Source organism: Amycolatopsis sp. NPDC006131, from assembly GCF_040614175.1.
Lineage (GTDB): Bacteria > Actinomycetota > Actinomycetes > Mycobacteriales > Pseudonocardiaceae > Amycolatopsis_E > Amycolatopsis_E tucumanensis.
On sequence record NZ_JBEXTX010000088.1, the window covers coordinates 1 to 16,195 of the forward strand.

At 71.8% G+C, this 16,195-nt stretch carries 17 protein-coding genes; 15 read left to right on the forward strand and 2 right to left on the reverse strand.

All coding sequences use genetic code 11. The features are described 5' to 3' along the window. Positions 1-180 precede the first annotated feature (180 nt). Positions 181-636 carry a B-4DMT family transporter gene (locus tag ABZ215_RS32555; protein WP_354954026.1) on the reverse strand — a complete coding sequence of 152 codons (456 nt, stop codon included), beginning with the start codon at positions 634-636 and terminating at the stop codon, positions 181-183. Between the two features lie 33 nt (positions 637-669). On the opposite strand from ABZ215_RS32555, the gene ABZ215_RS32560 reads away from it, so the two are divergent. The 3 genes from ABZ215_RS32560 to nusB are packed head-to-tail and all read left to right on the forward strand — an operon-like array spanning position 670 to position 2,818. After that, positions 670-1,767, forward strand: a complete 1,098-nt coding sequence (locus tag ABZ215_RS32560) for a Xaa-Pro peptidase family protein (protein WP_354954028.1) — start codon at positions 670-672, stop codon at positions 1,765-1,767. Positions 1,768-1,803: 36 nt separating this feature from the next. Next, complete coding sequence (gene efp / locus ABZ215_RS32565) at positions 1,804-2,361, forward strand: elongation factor P (protein WP_020422360.1); 558 nt, start codon at positions 1,804-1,806, stop codon at positions 2,359-2,361. A gap of 1 nt (position 2,362) precedes the next feature. Further along, the gene (gene nusB / locus ABZ215_RS32570) at positions 2,363-2,818 is read left to right on the forward strand and encodes a transcription antitermination factor NusB (protein ID WP_020422359.1); all 456 of its coding nucleotides are present in this window, start codon (positions 2,363-2,365) and stop codon (positions 2,816-2,818) included. A gap of 213 nt (positions 2,819-3,031) precedes the next feature. On the opposite strand, the gene ABZ215_RS32575 is transcribed toward nusB, so the two are convergent. Further along, positions 3,032-3,520: a transcriptional regulator gene (locus ABZ215_RS32575; RefSeq protein ID WP_020422358.1), complete on the reverse strand. Its 489-nt coding sequence runs from the start codon at positions 3,518-3,520 to the stop codon at positions 3,032-3,034. 235 nt (positions 3,521-3,755) lie between these two features. Here ABZ215_RS32575 and pyrR point away from each other — a divergent pair, with 235 nt between their 5' ends. The 12 genes from pyrR to metK all read left to right on the forward strand — a co-directional run bounded on the left by pyrR (position 3,756) and on the right by metK (position 16,180). Continuing rightward, positions 3,756-4,346 (forward strand): bifunctional pyr operon transcriptional regulator/uracil phosphoribosyltransferase PyrR, encoded by a 591-nt coding sequence (gene pyrR, locus ABZ215_RS32580; protein WP_020422357.1) that lies wholly within the window; start codon positions 3,756-3,758, stop codon positions 4,344-4,346. Beyond that, positions 4,343-5,275 (forward strand): aspartate carbamoyltransferase catalytic subunit, encoded by a 933-nt coding sequence (locus ABZ215_RS32585; RefSeq protein WP_354954030.1) that lies wholly within the window; start codon positions 4,343-4,345, stop codon positions 5,273-5,275. Before pyrR ends, ABZ215_RS32585 begins: the two co-directional genes overlap by 4 nt. Then, the gene (locus ABZ215_RS32590; RefSeq protein WP_354954032.1) at positions 5,272-6,561 is read left to right on the forward strand and encodes a dihydroorotase; all 1,290 of its coding nucleotides are present in this window, start codon (positions 5,272-5,274) and stop codon (positions 6,559-6,561) included. Before ABZ215_RS32585 ends, ABZ215_RS32590 begins: the two co-directional genes overlap by 4 nt. Next, positions 6,561-7,067, forward strand: coding sequence for a hypothetical protein (locus tag ABZ215_RS32595; protein ID WP_020422355.1), 507 nt, complete (start codon positions 6,561-6,563; stop codon positions 7,065-7,067). The genes ABZ215_RS32590 and ABZ215_RS32595 overlap by 1 nt, the downstream gene beginning before the upstream one ends. Continuing rightward, positions 7,064-8,194 carry a glutamine-hydrolyzing carbamoyl-phosphate synthase small subunit gene (gene carA / locus ABZ215_RS32600; protein WP_237339438.1) on the forward strand — a complete coding sequence of 377 codons (1,131 nt, stop codon included), beginning with the start codon at positions 7,064-7,066 and terminating at the stop codon, positions 8,192-8,194. The genes ABZ215_RS32595 and carA overlap by 4 nt, the downstream gene beginning before the upstream one ends. After that, positions 8,194-11,508 (forward strand): carbamoyl-phosphate synthase large subunit, encoded by a 3,315-nt coding sequence (gene carB / locus ABZ215_RS32605; protein ID WP_020422353.1) that lies wholly within the window; start codon positions 8,194-8,196, stop codon positions 11,506-11,508. Before carA ends, carB begins: the two co-directional genes overlap by 1 nt. A 2-nt stretch (positions 11,509-11,510) precedes the next feature. Further along, positions 11,511-12,320 carry an orotidine-5'-phosphate decarboxylase gene (gene pyrF / locus ABZ215_RS32610; protein ID WP_027936506.1) on the forward strand — a complete coding sequence of 270 codons (810 nt, stop codon included), beginning with the start codon at positions 11,511-11,513 and terminating at the stop codon, positions 12,318-12,320. Between the two features lie 118 nt (positions 12,321-12,438). Then, a complete protein-coding gene (gene mihF, locus ABZ215_RS32615) occupies positions 12,439-12,756 on the forward strand; it encodes an integration host factor, actinobacterial type (protein WP_017983071.1) in 318 nt (105 codons plus the stop codon). Then, positions 12,753-13,430, forward strand: a complete 678-nt coding sequence (gene gmk, locus ABZ215_RS32620) for a guanylate kinase (protein ID WP_237339439.1) — start codon at positions 12,753-12,755, stop codon at positions 13,428-13,430. The genes mihF and gmk overlap by 4 nt, the downstream gene beginning before the upstream one ends. A 4-nt stretch (positions 13,431-13,434) precedes the next feature. Then, positions 13,435-13,707: a DNA-directed RNA polymerase subunit omega gene (rpoZ, locus tag ABZ215_RS32625; protein WP_017983069.1), complete on the forward strand. Its 273-nt coding sequence runs from the start codon at positions 13,435-13,437 to the stop codon at positions 13,705-13,707. Between the two features lie 10 nt (positions 13,708-13,717). Then, on the forward strand, positions 13,718-14,920 hold the full coding sequence (gene coaBC, locus ABZ215_RS32630; protein WP_354954034.1) for a bifunctional phosphopantothenoylcysteine decarboxylase/phosphopantothenate--cysteine ligase CoaBC: 1,203 nt from the start codon (positions 13,718-13,720) through the stop codon (positions 14,918-14,920). 57 nt (positions 14,921-14,977) lie between these two features. Continuing rightward, positions 14,978-16,180, forward strand: a complete 1,203-nt coding sequence (gene metK, locus ABZ215_RS32635; RefSeq protein WP_354954036.1) for a methionine adenosyltransferase — start codon at positions 14,978-14,980, stop codon at positions 16,178-16,180. Positions 16,181-16,195 lie beyond the last annotated feature (15 nt).

Below are 16,195 nucleotides of genomic sequence, written 5' to 3' on the forward strand. Positions count from 1 at the left end.
CGTGTGCTATTCCGATCGGCCCGTGGGCACGGGCTTGGGGCGCGGTGGGCCGCTTGAGCCGCGCGCCAGGACCAGCAGCGCGGTGAATGCGGCCCTGCCGGGGGCCGACGGCTCGTGGACCGAGGGATGCGACCCCGGCGCAGTGGCGTGACTACCCGGCCGGCGCGGCGCTCGGCTGACTCAATCCCCGGCGGTCCGCGGGCGCGGGCTGGGACGCGGGCGCTTGGGCGGCTCGTCCGCGGGTCGCTTGAGCCGTCCGCCGACGAACAGGCCCAGACCGGCCGGCACCAGGACCAGCAGCGCCGTGAACGCGGCTCCACCGGAGATCGCGGGCCACAGTTCCTCCGCGCCGGTCCGGTCGACGAAGATCGCGCGGCCGATCACGTACAGCACCCCGGACACCGGGCCGGCCACCAGCGACGCGATGAACCACGTGCGCCCGGCGTCCTCCCGGCGCAGCCACGCGTCCAGCGCGCTCCACAGCGCCGCGGCGCCCACCAGCAGCGCGATCACGGCGATCCGGGCCGTCGTCAGGCCCGTCGGGTCGTACACCGTCGCCTTGGCGAGCGCGACTTCGGCGATCGCGTGCAGCACCGCCATGCCGAGACCCCGTACCAGCCAGGACCGCATACCCATCCACCCATCGTCGCACCGCACTAAGCTGCCACTGTGCCCGACCTCCACGCCTCGCGGCGCGACGCCCTGCGCACGGTGCTCAACGAGTCCGGCGTCGACGCGTTGCTCGTCACCGACCTGCTCAACGTCCGCTACCTGACCGGCTTCACCGGCTCCAACGCCGCGCTGCTGGTCCACGGCGACGGCGAGAGCCGCACGCTGTTCTGCACCGACGGCCGCTACACCACCCAGGCCGCGGCCGAGGTGCCCGACCTGGAGCGGGTCATCGAGCGGGAAAGCGCCGCCGCCCTGCTCGCCCGCGCCGCCGGGGACGCGGCCGCCCACCGGCGCACCGGCTTCGAAAGCCAGCACGTCAGCGTCGAGGCCCACGACGAGTTCAGCCGCGTCGCGGACGGCATCGAGCTGACCCGCGCCCCCGGCCTGGTCGAGCAGCTGCGGCTGATCAAGGACGAGACCGAGATCGAGGCGCTGCGGATGGCGTGCGCGGCCGCCGACCGGGCGCTGGCGAGCCTGCTGGAGCACGGCGGCATCCGGCCCGGCCGCACCGAGCTGGAGGTCGCCCGCGACCTGGAGAACCGCATGCTCGACCACGGCTCGTCCGGGCCGTCGTTCGAGTCGATCGTCGCCGCCGGGCCGAACTCGGCGATCCCGCACCACCGGCCCACCAGCCGCCCCCTGCACGCGGGTGACTTCGTCAAACTGGATTTCGGCGCGACCGTGGACGGGTACCACTCGGACATGACGCGCACCGTCGTGCTCGGCCGCCCCGCGGACTGGCAGGCCGACCTCTACGAGCTGGTCCGCCGGGCCCAGCAGGCCGGGCTGGAGGCGTCGCTGGCCGGGCAGGAGGTCGCCGACGTCGACCTGGCCGCCCGCCGCGTCATCGAGCAGGGCGGGCACGGCGAGGAGTTCTCGCACGGGCTCGGTCACGGCGTCGGCTTGGAGGTGCACGAGGCACCGAGGCTCGCGATGAACGTCGCCGGTACACTGTCCGTCGGCATGACGGTCACCGTGGAGCCAGGCGTCTACCTCGCCGGCCGCGGTGGCGTGCGCATCGAGGACACGCTGGTCGTGCGGGACGCCGATCCCGAACTCCTCACCCTGAGCAGCAAGGAACTCGTGGTCGTGTAGCGCGGCCCGATCGGAAACAGGAGAACTGGACAACCCGTGGCCACCACCAACGACCTGAAGAACGGCCTGGTGCTGAACCTCGACGGACAGCTGTGGTCCGTCGTGAACTTCCAGCACGTCAAACCGGGCAAGGGCGGCGCCTTCGTGCGCACCACGCTCAAGCACGTCCTGTCCGGCAAGGTGGTGGACAAGACCTTCAACGCGGGCACCAAGGTCGACACCGCGACCGTCGACCGGCGCAACATGACCTACCTGTACAACGACGGGTCGGACTTCGTCTTCATGGACGGCGAGACGTTCGACCAGATCACCGTGCCGCGCGAGACCGTCGGCGACGGCGCGAACTACCTGCTGGAGAACACCGAGGTCCAGGTCGCGATGCACGAGGGCGTCGCGCTCTACGTCGAGCTGCCCACCTCGGTCGAGCTGGTCATCCAGCACACCGACCCCGGCCTGCAGGGCGACCGCTCCACCGGCGGCACCAAGCCGGCCACGCTGGAGACCGGCGCCGAGATCCAGGTGCCGCTGTTCCTCAGCACCGGCGAGAAGGTGAAGGTCGACACCCGCGACGGCCGTTACCTGGGCAGGGCCTAGGTTGTCCGACTCCGCATCGGCGCCCCGGCGCGGTGGCCAGACCGGCCGCCGCGCACTCCGCAGGCGCGCCGTCGAGATCCTGTACGAAGCCGCCCAGCGTTCACTCGATCCCGTGACGCTGCTGGCGGACCGGGTGGGCTCCACCGACGCCGACCCGATCGGCGACTACACGATCTCGCTCGTCGAGGGCGTCACCGCGAACCGGGAGCGCATCGACGAGCTGCTCGCCGAGCACGCGCACGGCTGGAGCCTGGAGCGGATGCCGCCGGTCGACCTGGCCGTGCTGCGGGTGGGCGTCTACGAGCTGCTGTGGGCGGCCGACGTGCCCGACCCGGTGGCGATCGACGAGGCGGTGGGCCTGGCCAGGGAGCTGTCCACGGACGACTCGCCGCGGTTCGTCAACGGCGTGCTGGGCCGGATCGGCACGATCGCCGACCGCATCCGCGCGGTGCTCTGACCTGGCAGAAGACACGAGAAAGGCCCGGCGCGCGGAGATCGCGCCGGGCTTTTCGCTGGTCAGGCGGTTTCGTCCCGCGACGGGAGGGCAGTCAGCTCGCACCGCCGCGGGTTCTGGTTCGCGCGAGGCGCGTCCACCAGGGGTGGTCGGGCCGGCGCTGGTTCGAGGTTCAGCCACCCGCACCGCCACGCGGGCGGCGGGAGGGCCTGTTGCCTAGTCCTCCTTGGCGGGTCGCGCCTCGGGCGGGAGGACGCCCCAGTCGATGAGCTGCTCGGTCAGCTCGCCGGGGGTCATGTCGTAGATGATGGCCAGCGACCGCAGGTCCTCGGTGCGGATGGAGAGCACCTTGCCGTTGTAGTCGCCGCGCTGGCTCTGGATCGTGGCGGCGTAGCGGGCGAGCGGGCCGACCTTCTCGGCAGGCAGCTGCTGCAGCCGCTCCAGGTTGATGACGATCTTGGTGGCGGGTTCGGCCCCGGACGGCACCCGGCCCTCGGGCAGCAGCTCGACCACCGGCACGCCGTAGAAGTCGGCCAGCTCGGCCAGCTTCTGAACGGTCACCGCCCGGTCGCCGCGCTCGTAGGAACCGACCACGACAGCCTTCCAGCGTCCGCCGGACTTCTGCTCGACCCCGTGCAGGGACAGCCCCTGCTGCTGGCGGATCCCGCGGAGCTTCGCCCCGAGCGCCTTGGCGTAATCGCCCATCTGGTGGTTCTCCGTTTCCTCGCCCAGTCGGTCTCATGGGCCGCCGGGGGACTGCCGAGTTGAACACTCAGAGTAATGGTTACGCATTGTCGTCACCAGGTCAAGAACATGATGCCCCCGGCACCACCCGGACGGCTGAACGGTGCCGCCTGTTAACATCGGGGGGATTTCCTCGGCAAGCAGGAGATCGACGTCCTTTAAGGACCCGTCCGGTGAGGCGGGGAAGGAGTCCGCTGTGGCGTCACGCCCTCGTGACGCGGCAGCACCAGGCGGCGAGCGCGAGCTGCTCTCCGCCGGTGATGTCGCGCGCACCATCGCCCGGATGGCCCACCAGGTCATCGAGAAGACCGCCCTCGACGGCGGCACGGGCGCACCTCCCGTTCTCCTGGGCATCCCGACCCGGGGCACCTCGCTCGCGGCCCGGCTGGCCGAGCGGATCGCCGAGTTCTCCGGCGTCGAGGTCCCCACGGGCGCCCTGGACATCACCCTCTACCGCGACGACCTGCGCCGCCGCCCGACGCGGCCGCTCGCGGACACCACCCTGCCCGACACCGGCATCGACGACCGCGTGGTGATCCTGGTCGACGACGTGCTGTTCTCCGGCCGGACCGTGCGCGCGGCGCTGGACGCCCTGCGCGACCACGGCCGCCCCCGGGCCGTGCAGCTGGCCGTCCTTGTCGACCGCGGGCACCGCGAGTTCCCGATCCGGGCCGACTACGTGGGCAAGAACATCCCGACCGCACGCGCCGAAGACGTCGCCGTCCTGCTGTCCGAAGTGGATGGGCGTGACGCGGTGCTGCTGCGCGAGGGGGAAGCGAAGGCATGAAGCACCTGCTGGCCACCGAAGGCCTGGACCCCGACCTGGCGACCGCGGTGCTGGACACCGCCGACGGCCTCAAGCGCACCCTGCTCGGCCGCGAGGTCCGCAAGCTGCCGACCCTGCGCGGCCGCACGGTCATCACCATGTTCTACGAGAACTCCACCCGCACCCGGGTCTCGTTCGAGATCGCGGGCAAGTGGATGAGCGCCGACGTGGTGAACGTCTCGGCGGGCGGCAGCTCGGTCGGCAAGGGCGAGTCGCTGCGGGACACCGTGCTGACCCTGTCCGCGGCCGGAGCCGACTGCGTCATCGTCCGCCACCCGGCCTCCGGCGCCGCGCAGCGCCTGGCCGGCTGGCTGGAGGGCACCGGCACGTCGGTCGTCAACGCCGGGGACGGCATGCACGAGCACCCCACCCAGGCGCTGCTCGACGCCGCCACCCTGCGGGAACGGCTCGGCGGCATCAAGGACCGGCGGATCGGCATCGTCGGCGACGTGCTGCACAGCCGGGTCGCGCGCTCCAACATCCACCTGCTGTCCGCGCTGGGCGCCGAGGTCGTCCTGGTCGCCCCGCCGACGCTGCTGCCCGCCGGGGTCGGGGCGCTGCCGGTCACCGTGTCGCACGACCTGGACGCCGAGCTGCCCGCCCTGGACGCGGTGATGATGCTGCGCGTGCAGGCCGAGCGAATGCACGGCGGGTTCTTCCCGTCCGCGCGGGAGTATTCGATCGCCTACGGCCTCAACGAGGCGCGGCTGCGGCTGCTGCCCGAACACGCGGTCGTGCTGCACCCCGGCCCGATGCTGCGCGGCATGGAGATCGCCTCCGCGGTCGCCGACGCGCCGTCCGCGGCCATCACCGAACAGGTCCGCAACGGGGTGCACGTGCGGATGGCCGTGCTGTACCACCTGCTCGCCGGAGAGGAAGACGCGAAGTGAACCAGGTTCTGATCAAGGGCGCCCGGCTCTACGGCGAGGGCGACCCGGTGGACGTCCTGGTCACCGGCGGAACGATCAGCGAGATCGGATCCGTGAGCGCGCCCGACGACGCCGAGGTGATCGAGGCGAACGGCCAGGTCCTGCTGCCCGGCTTCGTCGACCTGCACACCCACCTGCGTGAACCCGGCCGCGAGGACACCGAGACCATCGAGACCGGCTCGGCCGCGGCCGCGCTCGGCGGCTACACCGCGGTCTTCGCGATGGCCAACACCGACCCGGTCGCCGACAACTCGGTGATCGTCGAGCACGTGTGGCGCCGCGGCCGCGAGGTCGGCCTGGTCGACGTGCACCCGGTCGGCGCCGTGACCGTCGGCCTGAAGGGGGAGCGGCTGGCCGAGCTGGGCACGATGGCGAAGTCGGCCGCCGGGGTGCGGGTGTTCTCCGACGACGGCCACTGCGTGCACGACCCGTTGATCATGCGCCGGGCCCTGGAGTACTCGACCGCGCTGGACGTGGTGATCGCGCAGCACGCCGAGGAGCCGCGGCTGACCGTCGGCGCGCAGGCCCACGAGGGCGAGCAGGCCTCGCGCCTGGGCTACGCCGGCTGGCCCGCCTCGGCCGAGGAGTCGATCGTCGCCCGGGACTGCCTGCTCGCCGAGCACGCCGGCGCCCGCCTGCACGTCTGCCACGTCTCCACGAGCGGCACCGCCGACGTGCTGCGCTGGGCGAAGGAGCGCGGGACCAGGGTGTCCGCCGAGGTCACACCGCACCACCTGCTGCTGACCGACGAGCGCCTGGCCACCTACGACCCGGTGAACAAGGTCAACCCGCCGCTGCGCACCGACGCCGACGTGGAGAAGCTGCGCGCCGCCCTGGCCGAGGGCGTCATCGACTGCGTCGCCACCGACCACGCCCCGCACGCGCCCCAGGACAAGGACTGCGAGTGGTCGGCCGCCCGGCCCGGCATGCTCGGCCTGCAGACCGCCCTGTCCGTGGTCGCCGCCACCATGGTCGAGACCGGCCTGCTGGACTGGCGCGGCGTGGCGAAGGTCATGAGCGAGCGGCCCGCGGAGATCGCCGGCCTGCCCGACCAGGGACGACCGCTCGCCGTCGGGGAACCGGCCAACCTCGCGCTGGTCGACCCGGGCGCACAATGGACCGTGCGGGGGGCGGAGCTGGCCAGCCTCGCCGCCAACACCCCGTACGAGGGAATGCGGTTGCCCGCCGTGGTGACCGCGACGCTGCTGCGCGGGCGCGTGACGGCCCGCGAAGGGAAGATCTGCTGATGGAACGGTTGCTGCTCACCCTGCTGGTGTTCGCCTGCTTCCTGCTCGGGCTCTGGGCCATGCGACGAAGCTGGCGGCGCCGCGCGCGCTCGCAGAGCGCGCAGCTGCCGCCGTTCCCGCAGACCCCCGCCGAGCCGGGGGAGGAGCTGCTGCCGGCGAACAAGGGGCTCTACGTGAGCACCACCACGGCCGGCGACTGGCAGGACCGGATCGTCACGCGCGGCGTCGGCCTGCGCGGGCGGGCGGTGCTGCGGCTCTACCGCGAGGGCGTGGAGGTCGACCGGGCCGGCGCGCCCGGGTTCTTCATCCCGCGCGAGTCCATTGTGGAGGTCAAGCGCGCGAGCGGGATCGCCGGGAAGGTGATGGGCACCAACAGCCTCATCGTCATCACCTGGCGGCTCGGCGACAAGGAGCTGGACACCGGCTTCCGCGGCGACGACCTCGACGTCTATCCACAGTGGATCGAAAGCTTGTCCGAACGAGAGATCAAGGGAGGGGCCCAGTGACCGTGGGCACCAGGACACCGGCCGCATTGGTGCTGGAGGACGGGCGGGTGTTCCGCGGATCGGCCTATGGCGCCCAGGGCCGCACGCTGGGCGAGGCCGTGTTCTGCACCGGCATGACCGGCTACCAGGAGACGCTGACCGATCCGTCCTACCACCGCCAGATCGTGGTGCAGACCGCGCCGCAGATCGGCAACACCGGCTGGAACGACGAGGACGACGAGTCCGCCCGCATCTGGGTGTCCGGCTACGTCGTGCGCGACCCGGCCCGGACCCCGTCGAACTGGCGGTCCCGCCGCACCCTCGACGAGGAGCTGGCGCGCCAGGGCGTGGTCGGCATCAGCGGCGTCGACACCCGCACCCTGACCCGCCACCTGCGCGAGCGGGGCGCGATGCGGGCCGGCGTGTTCTCCGGCGACGCGCTGGACACCGAGGAGGCCATGACCGCTCAGGTGCTGGCCAGCCCGCCGATGAAGGGCGCCGACCTGGCCGGCGAGGTCACCACGAAGCAGCCGTACGTGGTCGCCCCTGAGGGCGAGCGCCGCTTCCGTGTCGCCGCGCTGGACCTGGGCATCAAGTCCAACACGCCGCGCCAGATGAGCCGCCGCGGCATCGAGCTGCACGTGCTGCCCTCGACCAGCTCGCTGGACGAGCTGCTGGCCGTCGAGCCGGACGGGGTGTTCCTGTCCAACGGCCCGGGCGACCCGGCCACCCAGGACCACGCGGTCGCGCTGACCGAGGAGGTCCTGCGCCGCGAGATCCCGCTGTTCGGCATCTGCTTCGGCAACCAGATCCTCGGCCGCGCGCTGGGGCTGGGCACCTACAAGATGCGCTACGGCCACCGGGGCATCAACATCCCGGTGATCGACGTGGAGACCGGCCGGGTGGCGATCACCGCGCAGAACCACGGCTTCGCCCTGGAGGGTGAGCCGGGTCAGCGGTTCGAGTCGCCGTTCGGCGCCGCGCAGGTCAGCCACTACTGCCCCAACGACGACACGGTCGAGGGCGTGCGCTGCGCCGACGTGCCCGCCTTCTCGGTGCAGTACCACCCCGAGGCGGCCGCGGGCCCGCACGACGCCGCGCCGCTGTTCGACGAGTTCGTGACCCTGATGGAGAAGAAGAGCCGCTGATGCCGAAACGTACAGACATCGAGCACGTGCTCGTCATCGGATCCGGCCCGATCGTCATCGGCCAGGCCGCCGAGTTCGACTACTCGGGCACGCAGGCCTGCCGGGTGCTGCGCGAGGAGGGCCTGCGGGTCTCGCTGGTCAACTCCAACCCGGCCACGATCATGACCGACCCGGAGTTCGCCGACTCGACCTACATCGAGCCGGTCACGCCGGACTTCGTGGAGAAGGTCATCGCGGCCGAGCGCCCGGACGCCCTGCTGGCCACCCTGGGCGGGCAGACCGCGCTGAACACCGCCGTCGCCCTGCACGAGCGCGGCGTGCTGGAGAAGTACGGCGTCGAGCTGATCGGCGCCGACATCGACGCGATCCAGCGCGGCGAGGACCGGCAGAAGTTCAAGGACATCGTCCGCGCCATCGGCGGCGACGTCCCGCGCAGCCGCGTGTGCCACTCGATGGACGAGGTCCGCGAGACCGTCGCCGAGCTGGGCCTGCCGGTCGTCATCCGGCCCTCGTTCACCATGGGCGGCCTCGGCTCCGGCATGGCGCACACCGACGAGGAGCTGGAGCGGCTGGCCTCGATCGGCCTCGCCGAGTCTCCGGTCACCGAGGTGCTCATCGAGGAGAGCGTGCTCGGCTGGAAGGAGTACGAGCTCGAGCTGATGCGCGACCGCCACGACAACGTCGTGGTGATCTGCTCGATCGAGAACATCGACGCGATGGGCGTGCACACCGGCGACTCGGTCACCGTCGCGCCCGCGATGACCCTGACCGACCGCGAGTACCAGCACATGCGCGACGTGGGCATCGCCGTGCTGCGCGAGGTCGGCGTCGACACCGGCGGCTGCAACATCCAGTTCGCGATCAACCCGCGCGACGGCCGCATGGTCGTCATCGAGATGAACCCGCGCGTGTCCCGCTCCAGCGCGCTGGCCTCGAAGGCCACCGGCTTCCCGATCGCCAAGATCGCCGCGAAGCTGGCCATCGGCTACTCGCTGGACGAGATCCGCAACGACATCACCGGCGAGACCCCGGCCTCGTTCGAGCCGACCCTGGACTACGTCGTGGTCAAGGTGCCGCGGTTCGCGTTCGAGAAGTTCCCCGGCGCCGACCCGATGCTGACCACCACGATGAAGAGCGTCGGCGAGGCGATGGCCCTGGGCCGCAGCTTCCCGGAGGCGCTGGGCAAGGCGCTGCGCTCGATCGACACCAAGGCGTCCGGGTTCTGGACCACCCCGGACCCCGAGGGCGCCACGCTGGAGAACACCCTGGAAGCGCTGCGCACCCCGCACGACGGCCGCCTCTACGCGGTCGAGCGGGCCCTGCGCCTGGGCGCGACCGTCCAGCAGGTGCACGAGGCCAGCGGCATCGACCCGTGGTTCATCGACCAGATCGCGCTGATCGGCGAGGTCGGCGCCGAGGTGCGCGACGCCCCGGTGCTGGACGCGCCGCTGCTGCGCGAGGCCAAGCGCGTCGGCCTGTCCGACCAGCAGATCGCCGCCCTGCGGCCGGAGCTGGCCGGCGAGGACGGCGTGCGCGCGCTGCGCCACCGCCTCGGTGTGCGGCCGGTGTACAAGACGGTGGACACCTGCGCGGCCGAGTTCGCCGCCAAGACGCCGTACCACTACTCGGCCTACGAGTCCGACCCCGCGGCCGAGTCCGAGGTCACCGCGCAGCCGGACAAGCCGAAGGTGCTCATCCTGGGCTCCGGGCCGAACCGCATCGGCCAGGGCATCGAGTTCGACTACTCGTGCGTGCACGCCGCGCTGGCGCTGCGCGAGGCCGGGTTCGAGGCCGTCATGGTCAACTGCAACCCGGAGACGGTGTCCACCGACTACGACACCTCCGACCGCCTCTACTTCGAGCCGCTGACCTTCGAGGACGTGCTCGAGGTCGTCTACGCCGAGCAGCGCTCGGGCACCGTGGCCGGCGTGATCGTCCAGCTCGGCGGGCAGACCCCGCTGAAGCTGGCGCAGCGCCTCGCCGACGCGGGCGTGCCGATCGTGGGCACCTCGCCCGAGGCGATCAACCTGGCCGAGGACCGCGGCGCGTTCGGCGACGTGCTGATGGGCGCGGGCCTGCCCGCCCCGAAGTACGGCACCGCGACCTCGTTCGAGGGCGCCAAGCGGATCGCCGACGAGATCGGCTACCCGGTCCTGGTGCGGCCCTCCTACGTGCTCGGCGGCCGCGGCATGGAGATCGTCTACGACGAGGCCTCCCTGGCCGGCTACATCCAGCGCGCCACCGAGGTCACGCCCGAGCACCCGGTGCTGGTCGACCGGTTCCTCGACGACGCCATCGAGATCGACGTGGACGCCCTGTTCGACGGCGAGGAGCTGTACCTCGGCGGCGTCATGGAGCACATCGAGGAGGCCGGCATCCACTCCGGCGACTCCTCGTGCGCGCTGCCGCCGATCACGCTGGGCCGCCAGGACGTCGAGGCGGTGCGCGCCTCCACCGAGGCGATCGCCCGCGGCGTCGGCGTGCGCGGCCTGCTCAACGTGCAGTACGCGCTCAAGGACGACGTGCTCTACGTCCTGGAGGCCAACCCGCGCGCCAGCCGCACCGTGCCGTTCGTGTCCAAGGCGACCGGGGTGCAGCTGGCCAAGGCGGCCTCGCTGATCATGACCGGCTCCTCGATCAAGGACCTGCGTGCCCGCGGCATCCTGCCCGCCGAGGGCGACGGCGGGCACCTGCCCATCGACGCGCCGGTCGCGGTCAAGGAGGCGGTCCTGCCCTTCCACCGCTTCCGCACGCCGGAGGGCAAGGGCGTGGACTCGCTGCTCGGGCCGGAGATGAAGTCCACCGGCGAGGTCATGGGCGTGGACACCTCCTTCGGCGAGGCGTTCGCGAAGTCCCAGGCCGGGGCCTACGGGTCGCTGCCCACCTCGGGCAAGGTGTTCGTCTCGGTCGCCAACCGCGACAAGCGGGCGCTGGTGTTCCCGGTCAAGCGGCTGGCCGACCTCGGGTTCGAGATCCTCGCGACCTCCGGCACCGCCGAGGTGTTGCGGCGCAACGGCGTCCCCAGCACGGTCGTGCGCAAGTACTCCGAGGGCAGCGCGCCTGACGAGCCGAACGTGGTCGAGGTGATCGCCTCCGGCGGCGTGGACATGGTGATCAACACCCCGTACGGCAACAGCGGCCCGCGCATCGACGGCTACGAGATCCGCACCGCGGCGGTGTCGCGGGACATCCCGTGCATCACCACGGTGCAGGGCGCCGCGGCGGCCGTGCACGGCATCGAGGCCCTGATCCGGGGCGACATCGGCGTCCGGTCGCTGCAGGACCTGCAGGCGGCGTTGCGGGCCAAGTCGTGAGCGTGACGGGCTTCGGCGCCCGGCTGGTGGAGGCGGTCGCCGCGCGCGGGAACCTGTGCGCGGGGATCGACCCCCACCCCGGCCTGCTCGACGCGTGGGGCCTGGACCGGGACCCGGGCGGGCTGGAGAAGTTCGCGCTGACGGCGGTTGACGTCCTCGCCGAGGAGGTCTCCGTGGTCAAGCCCCAGTCGGCCTTCTTCGAGGCCTACGGGCCGCCCGGGGTGGCCGTACTGGCCCGCGTGGTCGAGCACGCCCGGGACCGCGGCGCGCTCGTCCTGCTGGACGTCAAGCGGGGCGACATCGGGTCGACGATGGCCGCCTACACGGCGGCCTACCTCGGCGACGCGGCCCCGATCCGCGCCGACGCGATCACCGTCTCGCCCTACCTCGGGTTCGGCTCGCTGGCGCCCGCCCTGGGCGCCGGCGAGGGCCTGTTCGTGCTCGCCCGCACCTCCAACCCGGAGGCCGGCGGGCTGCAGAACGCCTTGCTGGCCAACGGGAAGACCGTCGCGCAGTCGATTGTGGACGAGGCGGCCCGGTGCAACGCCGGCGCCGCCTCCCTCGGCGACGTCGGCGTCGTCGTGGGGGCCACGATCGAGCCCGGCGAGCTCGACCTGACCGGGCTGAACGGGCCGGTCCTGGCGCCCGGTTTCGGGGCCCAGGGAGCCACCGTGGACGATCTTCGCCGCCTCTTCGGTGCGGACCTGCCGGGGGTGCTGCCCGCGTCGTCCAGGGACGTTCTCAGGCACGGTCCGGACCCCGTCGCGCTGCGCGACGCGGTGCGCCGCACGCAGGCGAGTCTGACCGGATAGCGCCAATATCAGGTCCCTGTCCAGGAACCGAGCGACCACCCCCCGCATTGTGGCCGGTGGCGCGGGGTGGGTACCGTCGCGTCACCCACCCAGAATTTTGAGTACTACGGAGGAAAACGTGGCACTTCCCCAGCTGACCGAGGAACAGCGCAAGGCGGCGCTGGAGAAGGCCGCTGCCGCTCGTCGTGCCCGCGCTGAGCTGAAGGAGCGCCTCAAGCGAGGCGGCACCACGCTCACCGACGTGCTGAAGCAGGCCGACGAGGACGAGGTTCTCGGCAAGATGAAGGTCTCCGCCCTGCTCGAAGCCCTCCCCGGCGTCGGCAAGGTGCGCGCTCAGCAGACCATGGAGCGCCTGGAGATCGCACCGAGCCGGCGGCTGCGCGGCCTTGGTGACCGGCAGCGCAAGGCGCTGCTGGCCGAGTTCAGCGGCGAGTGAGCGACACCGGCAGCGACCGCGTCACCGGGGCCGGCGGGCATGCCGGCCCGGCGTCGCACCGTGAGCCGGTTCCGGGCCAGGCGCACCAGGGGTCCCGGAGCCGGCTCACGGTCGTCTCCGGCCCGTCCGGGGTCGGGAAGTCCAGCGTGGTCGGCGCGCTGCGCCGGCTGGACCCGGACATCTACTTCAGTGTCTCGGTCACCACGCGGCCACCCCGCCCGGACGAGGTCGACGGGGTCCACTACCACTTCATCGACCGGGCGATGTTCGACAAGATGGTCGCCGCGGGCGAGCTGCTCGAACACGCCGAGTTCACCGGCAACTGCTACGGCACGCCCCGGGAACCGGTCGAGCGGGCACTGGCCGAGGGCAGGCCGGCCGTACTGGAGATCGAGCTGCAGGGGGCGCGCCAGGTGCGCGCCGCCATGCCCGACGCCAGGCTGGTCATGCTCATGCCGCCGTCCTGGGACGAGCTGGTCGGCAGGCTCAAGGGCCGCGGCACCGAGGAGGAGGCCGCTGTCAACGCCCGGCTGGCCGAAGCGGAGCGCGAGCTCGCGGCGGCGGGTGAATTCGACGTGCGGCTGGTGAACGCCGACGTCGGGGAAGCCGCGCGGCAGTTGTTAGACTTGCTGCGGGGAGACCACCGACTTCACGAAGAGAACTCAGGAGCATAGGCGCGTGACCGCATCGCTCGGCATTTACGGCGAGGAACTCGAAGGCATCACCAACCCGCCGATCGACGACCTCCTGGCCAAGGTCAGCTCGAAGTACGCGCTGGTGATCTACGCCGCGAAGCGCGCTCGCCAGATCAACGACTACTACGCCCAGCTCGGCGAGGGGCTGCTCGAGTACGTCGGCCCGCTCGTGGAGCCGGGCCCGCGCGAGAAGCCGCTGTCGATTGCGCTGCGCGAGATCCACGCCGGCCTGCTCGAGCACACCGAGGGTGAGTAAACCTCGCGTCGTGCTCGGTGTGGGCGGCGGGATCGCCGCCTACAAGGCGTGTGAGGTGCTGCGCGGGCTGACCGAGTCCGGTCACGACGTCCGCGTGGTGCCCACGGAGGCCGCGCTGAAGTTCGTCGGCGCGGCCACCTTCGAGGCGCTGTCCGGCCACCCCGTGCACACCGGCGTGTTCACCGAGGTGGACCAGGTGCAGCACGTCCGCATCGGCAAGGAAGCGGACCTGGTGCTGGTCGTCCCGGCGACCGCGGACCTGATGGCCCGCGCGGCCCAGGGCCGCGCCGACGACCTGCTCACCGGCACGCTGCTCACCGCGCGCTGCCCGGTCGTCTTCTTCCCGGCGATGCACACCGAGATGTGGGAGCACCCGGCCACCCGGGACAACGTGGCGCTGCTGCGGTCCAGGGGCGCCGTGGTGACCGAACCCGCCGCGGGACGCCTCACCGGCGCCGACACCGGCAAGGGACGGCTGGCCGACCCGGCCGAGATCGTCGACCTGGCCCGGCTGCTGCTGGCCCAGCCGTCGGCGCTGCCGCGCGACCTGGAGGGCCTGCGCGTCGTCGTCTCCGCGGGCGGCACCCGGGAGCCGCTGGACCCGGTCCGCTACCTGGGCAACCGCTCGTCGGGCAAGCAGGGCTACGCGCTGGCCCGCGTGGCCGCGCAGCGGGGCGCGGAGGTCACGCTGGTGGCCGGCCACACCGTCGAGCTGCCCGAGCCCGCGGGCGCCGTGCTGCGCCGCGTGTCGACGGCCGAGCAGATGCGCGACACCGTCACCGAGGCCGCCAAGGAGGCGGACGTCGTCGTGATGGCCGCCGCCGTCGCTGATTTTCGTCCCGCGAACCGATCCGGCCACAAAATCAAGAAAACCGACGACCAGCCGGATCCCGTCATCACGCTTTCCCGCAATCCGGACATTCTCGCGGAACTGGTAACGAATCGATTGCCAGGACAGGTCATTGTCGGTTTCGCCGCGGAAACGGGCGACGAGCGCGGTAGCGTACTCGACCACGGCCGTGCGAAGCTGCGGCGCAAGGGCTGTGACCTGCTGGTTCTGAACGCCGTCGGGGATGGCAGGGCGTTCGAGGTCGAGGAGAACGCGGGCTGGCTGCTGTCAGCCGACGGCACCGAGCGGCCTATCCCGCTGGGCTCCAAAGCGCAACTGGCCGCCGCGGTGTGGGACGCCGTCGGGGAATTCATCAGGCACTGACCGGCGCGCCTAGTCTGGACGCCGGAGGGACAGAAGAGTTGATGGGATGTGAGCGTGGTGACCGCGTCTAACCGCAGGTTGTTCACTTCGGAGTCGGTGACCGAGGGGCACCCGGACAAGATCTGTGACGCCATCAGCGACTCGATCCTGGACGCCCTCCTCGCCAAGGACCCGCGCTCCCGCGTCGCGGTGGAGACGCTGATCACCACCGGCCAGGTGCACGTCGCAGGCGAGGTGACCACCGAGGCCTACGCCGACATCCCGACGATCGTGCGCGAGCGGATCCTCGACATCGGCTACGACTCCTCGGCCAAGGGCTTCGACGGCAACTCCTGCGGCGTGAACGTCGCCATCGGCGCGCAGTCCCCGGACATCGCGCAGGGCGTGGACACCGCCTACGAGTCGCGCGTCGAGAACGCCATCGACGAGATCGACCGGCAGGGCGCCGGCGACCAGGGCCTGATGTTCGGCTACGCGTGCTCCGACACGCCCGAGCTGATGCCGCTGCCGATCGCGCTGGCCCACCGGCTGTCCCGCCGCCTGGCCCGCGTGCGCAAGGACGGTGTGCTGCCCTACCTGCGCCCGGACGGCAAGACCCAGGTCACCATCGAGTACGCGGGCGACCAGCCGGTGCGGCTGGACACCGTCGTGGTGTCCACCCAGCACGCCGACGGCATCGACCTGGACACCATGCTCGGCGTCGACGTGCGCGAGCAGGTCGTGATGCCCGAGCTGAACGAGATCGAGCTCGACCACAGCGACGTGAAGCTGCTGGTCAACCCGACCGGCCGGTTCGTCATCGGCGGCCCGATGGGTGACGCCGGGCTGACCGGCCGCAAGATCATCGTCGACACCTACGGCGGCATGGCCCGCCACGGCGGTGGCGCCTTCTCCGGCAAGGACCCGTCGAAGGTGGACCGCTCCGCGGCCTACGCGATGCGCTGGGTCGCCAAGAACGTCGTGTCCGCCGGTCTGGCCGGGCGGGTCGAGGTGCAGGTCGCCTACGCGATCGGCAAGGCCTCGCCGGTCGGCCTGTTCGTGGAGACCTTCGGCACCGAGACGGTCGACCCGGCCAAGATCCAGGCCGCGATCACCGAGGTGTTCGACCTGCGCCCGGCCGCGATCATCCGCGACCTGGACCTGCTGCACCCCATCTACGCCGCGACGGCCGCGTACGGCCACTTCGGCCGCACCGACGTCAAGCTGCCCTGGGAGAACACCGACCGCGCCGAGGCGCTACGGTCCCTCGCCGGGGCCTGAGGCCCCGGGGCGTGT

Coding starts and splice junctions, on each gene's coding strand:
- ABZ215_RS32575 (WP_020422358.1), bottom strand. CDS start 3,520: ATGGGCGATTACGCCAAGGCGCTCGGGGCGAAGCTCCGCGGGATCCGC.
- carB (WP_020422353.1), top strand. CDS start 8,194: ATGCCGAAACGTACAGACATCGAGCACGTGCTCGTCATCGGATCCGGC.
- ABZ215_RS32555 (WP_354954026.1), bottom strand. CDS start 636: ATGGGTATGCGGTCCTGGCTGGTACGGGGTCTCGGCATGGCGGTGCTG.
- ABZ215_RS32585 (WP_354954030.1), top strand. CDS start 4,343: ATGAAGCACCTGCTGGCCACCGAAGGCCTGGACCCCGACCTGGCGACC.
- ABZ215_RS32595 (WP_020422355.1), top strand. CDS start 6,561: ATGGAACGGTTGCTGCTCACCCTGCTGGTGTTCGCCTGCTTCCTGCTC.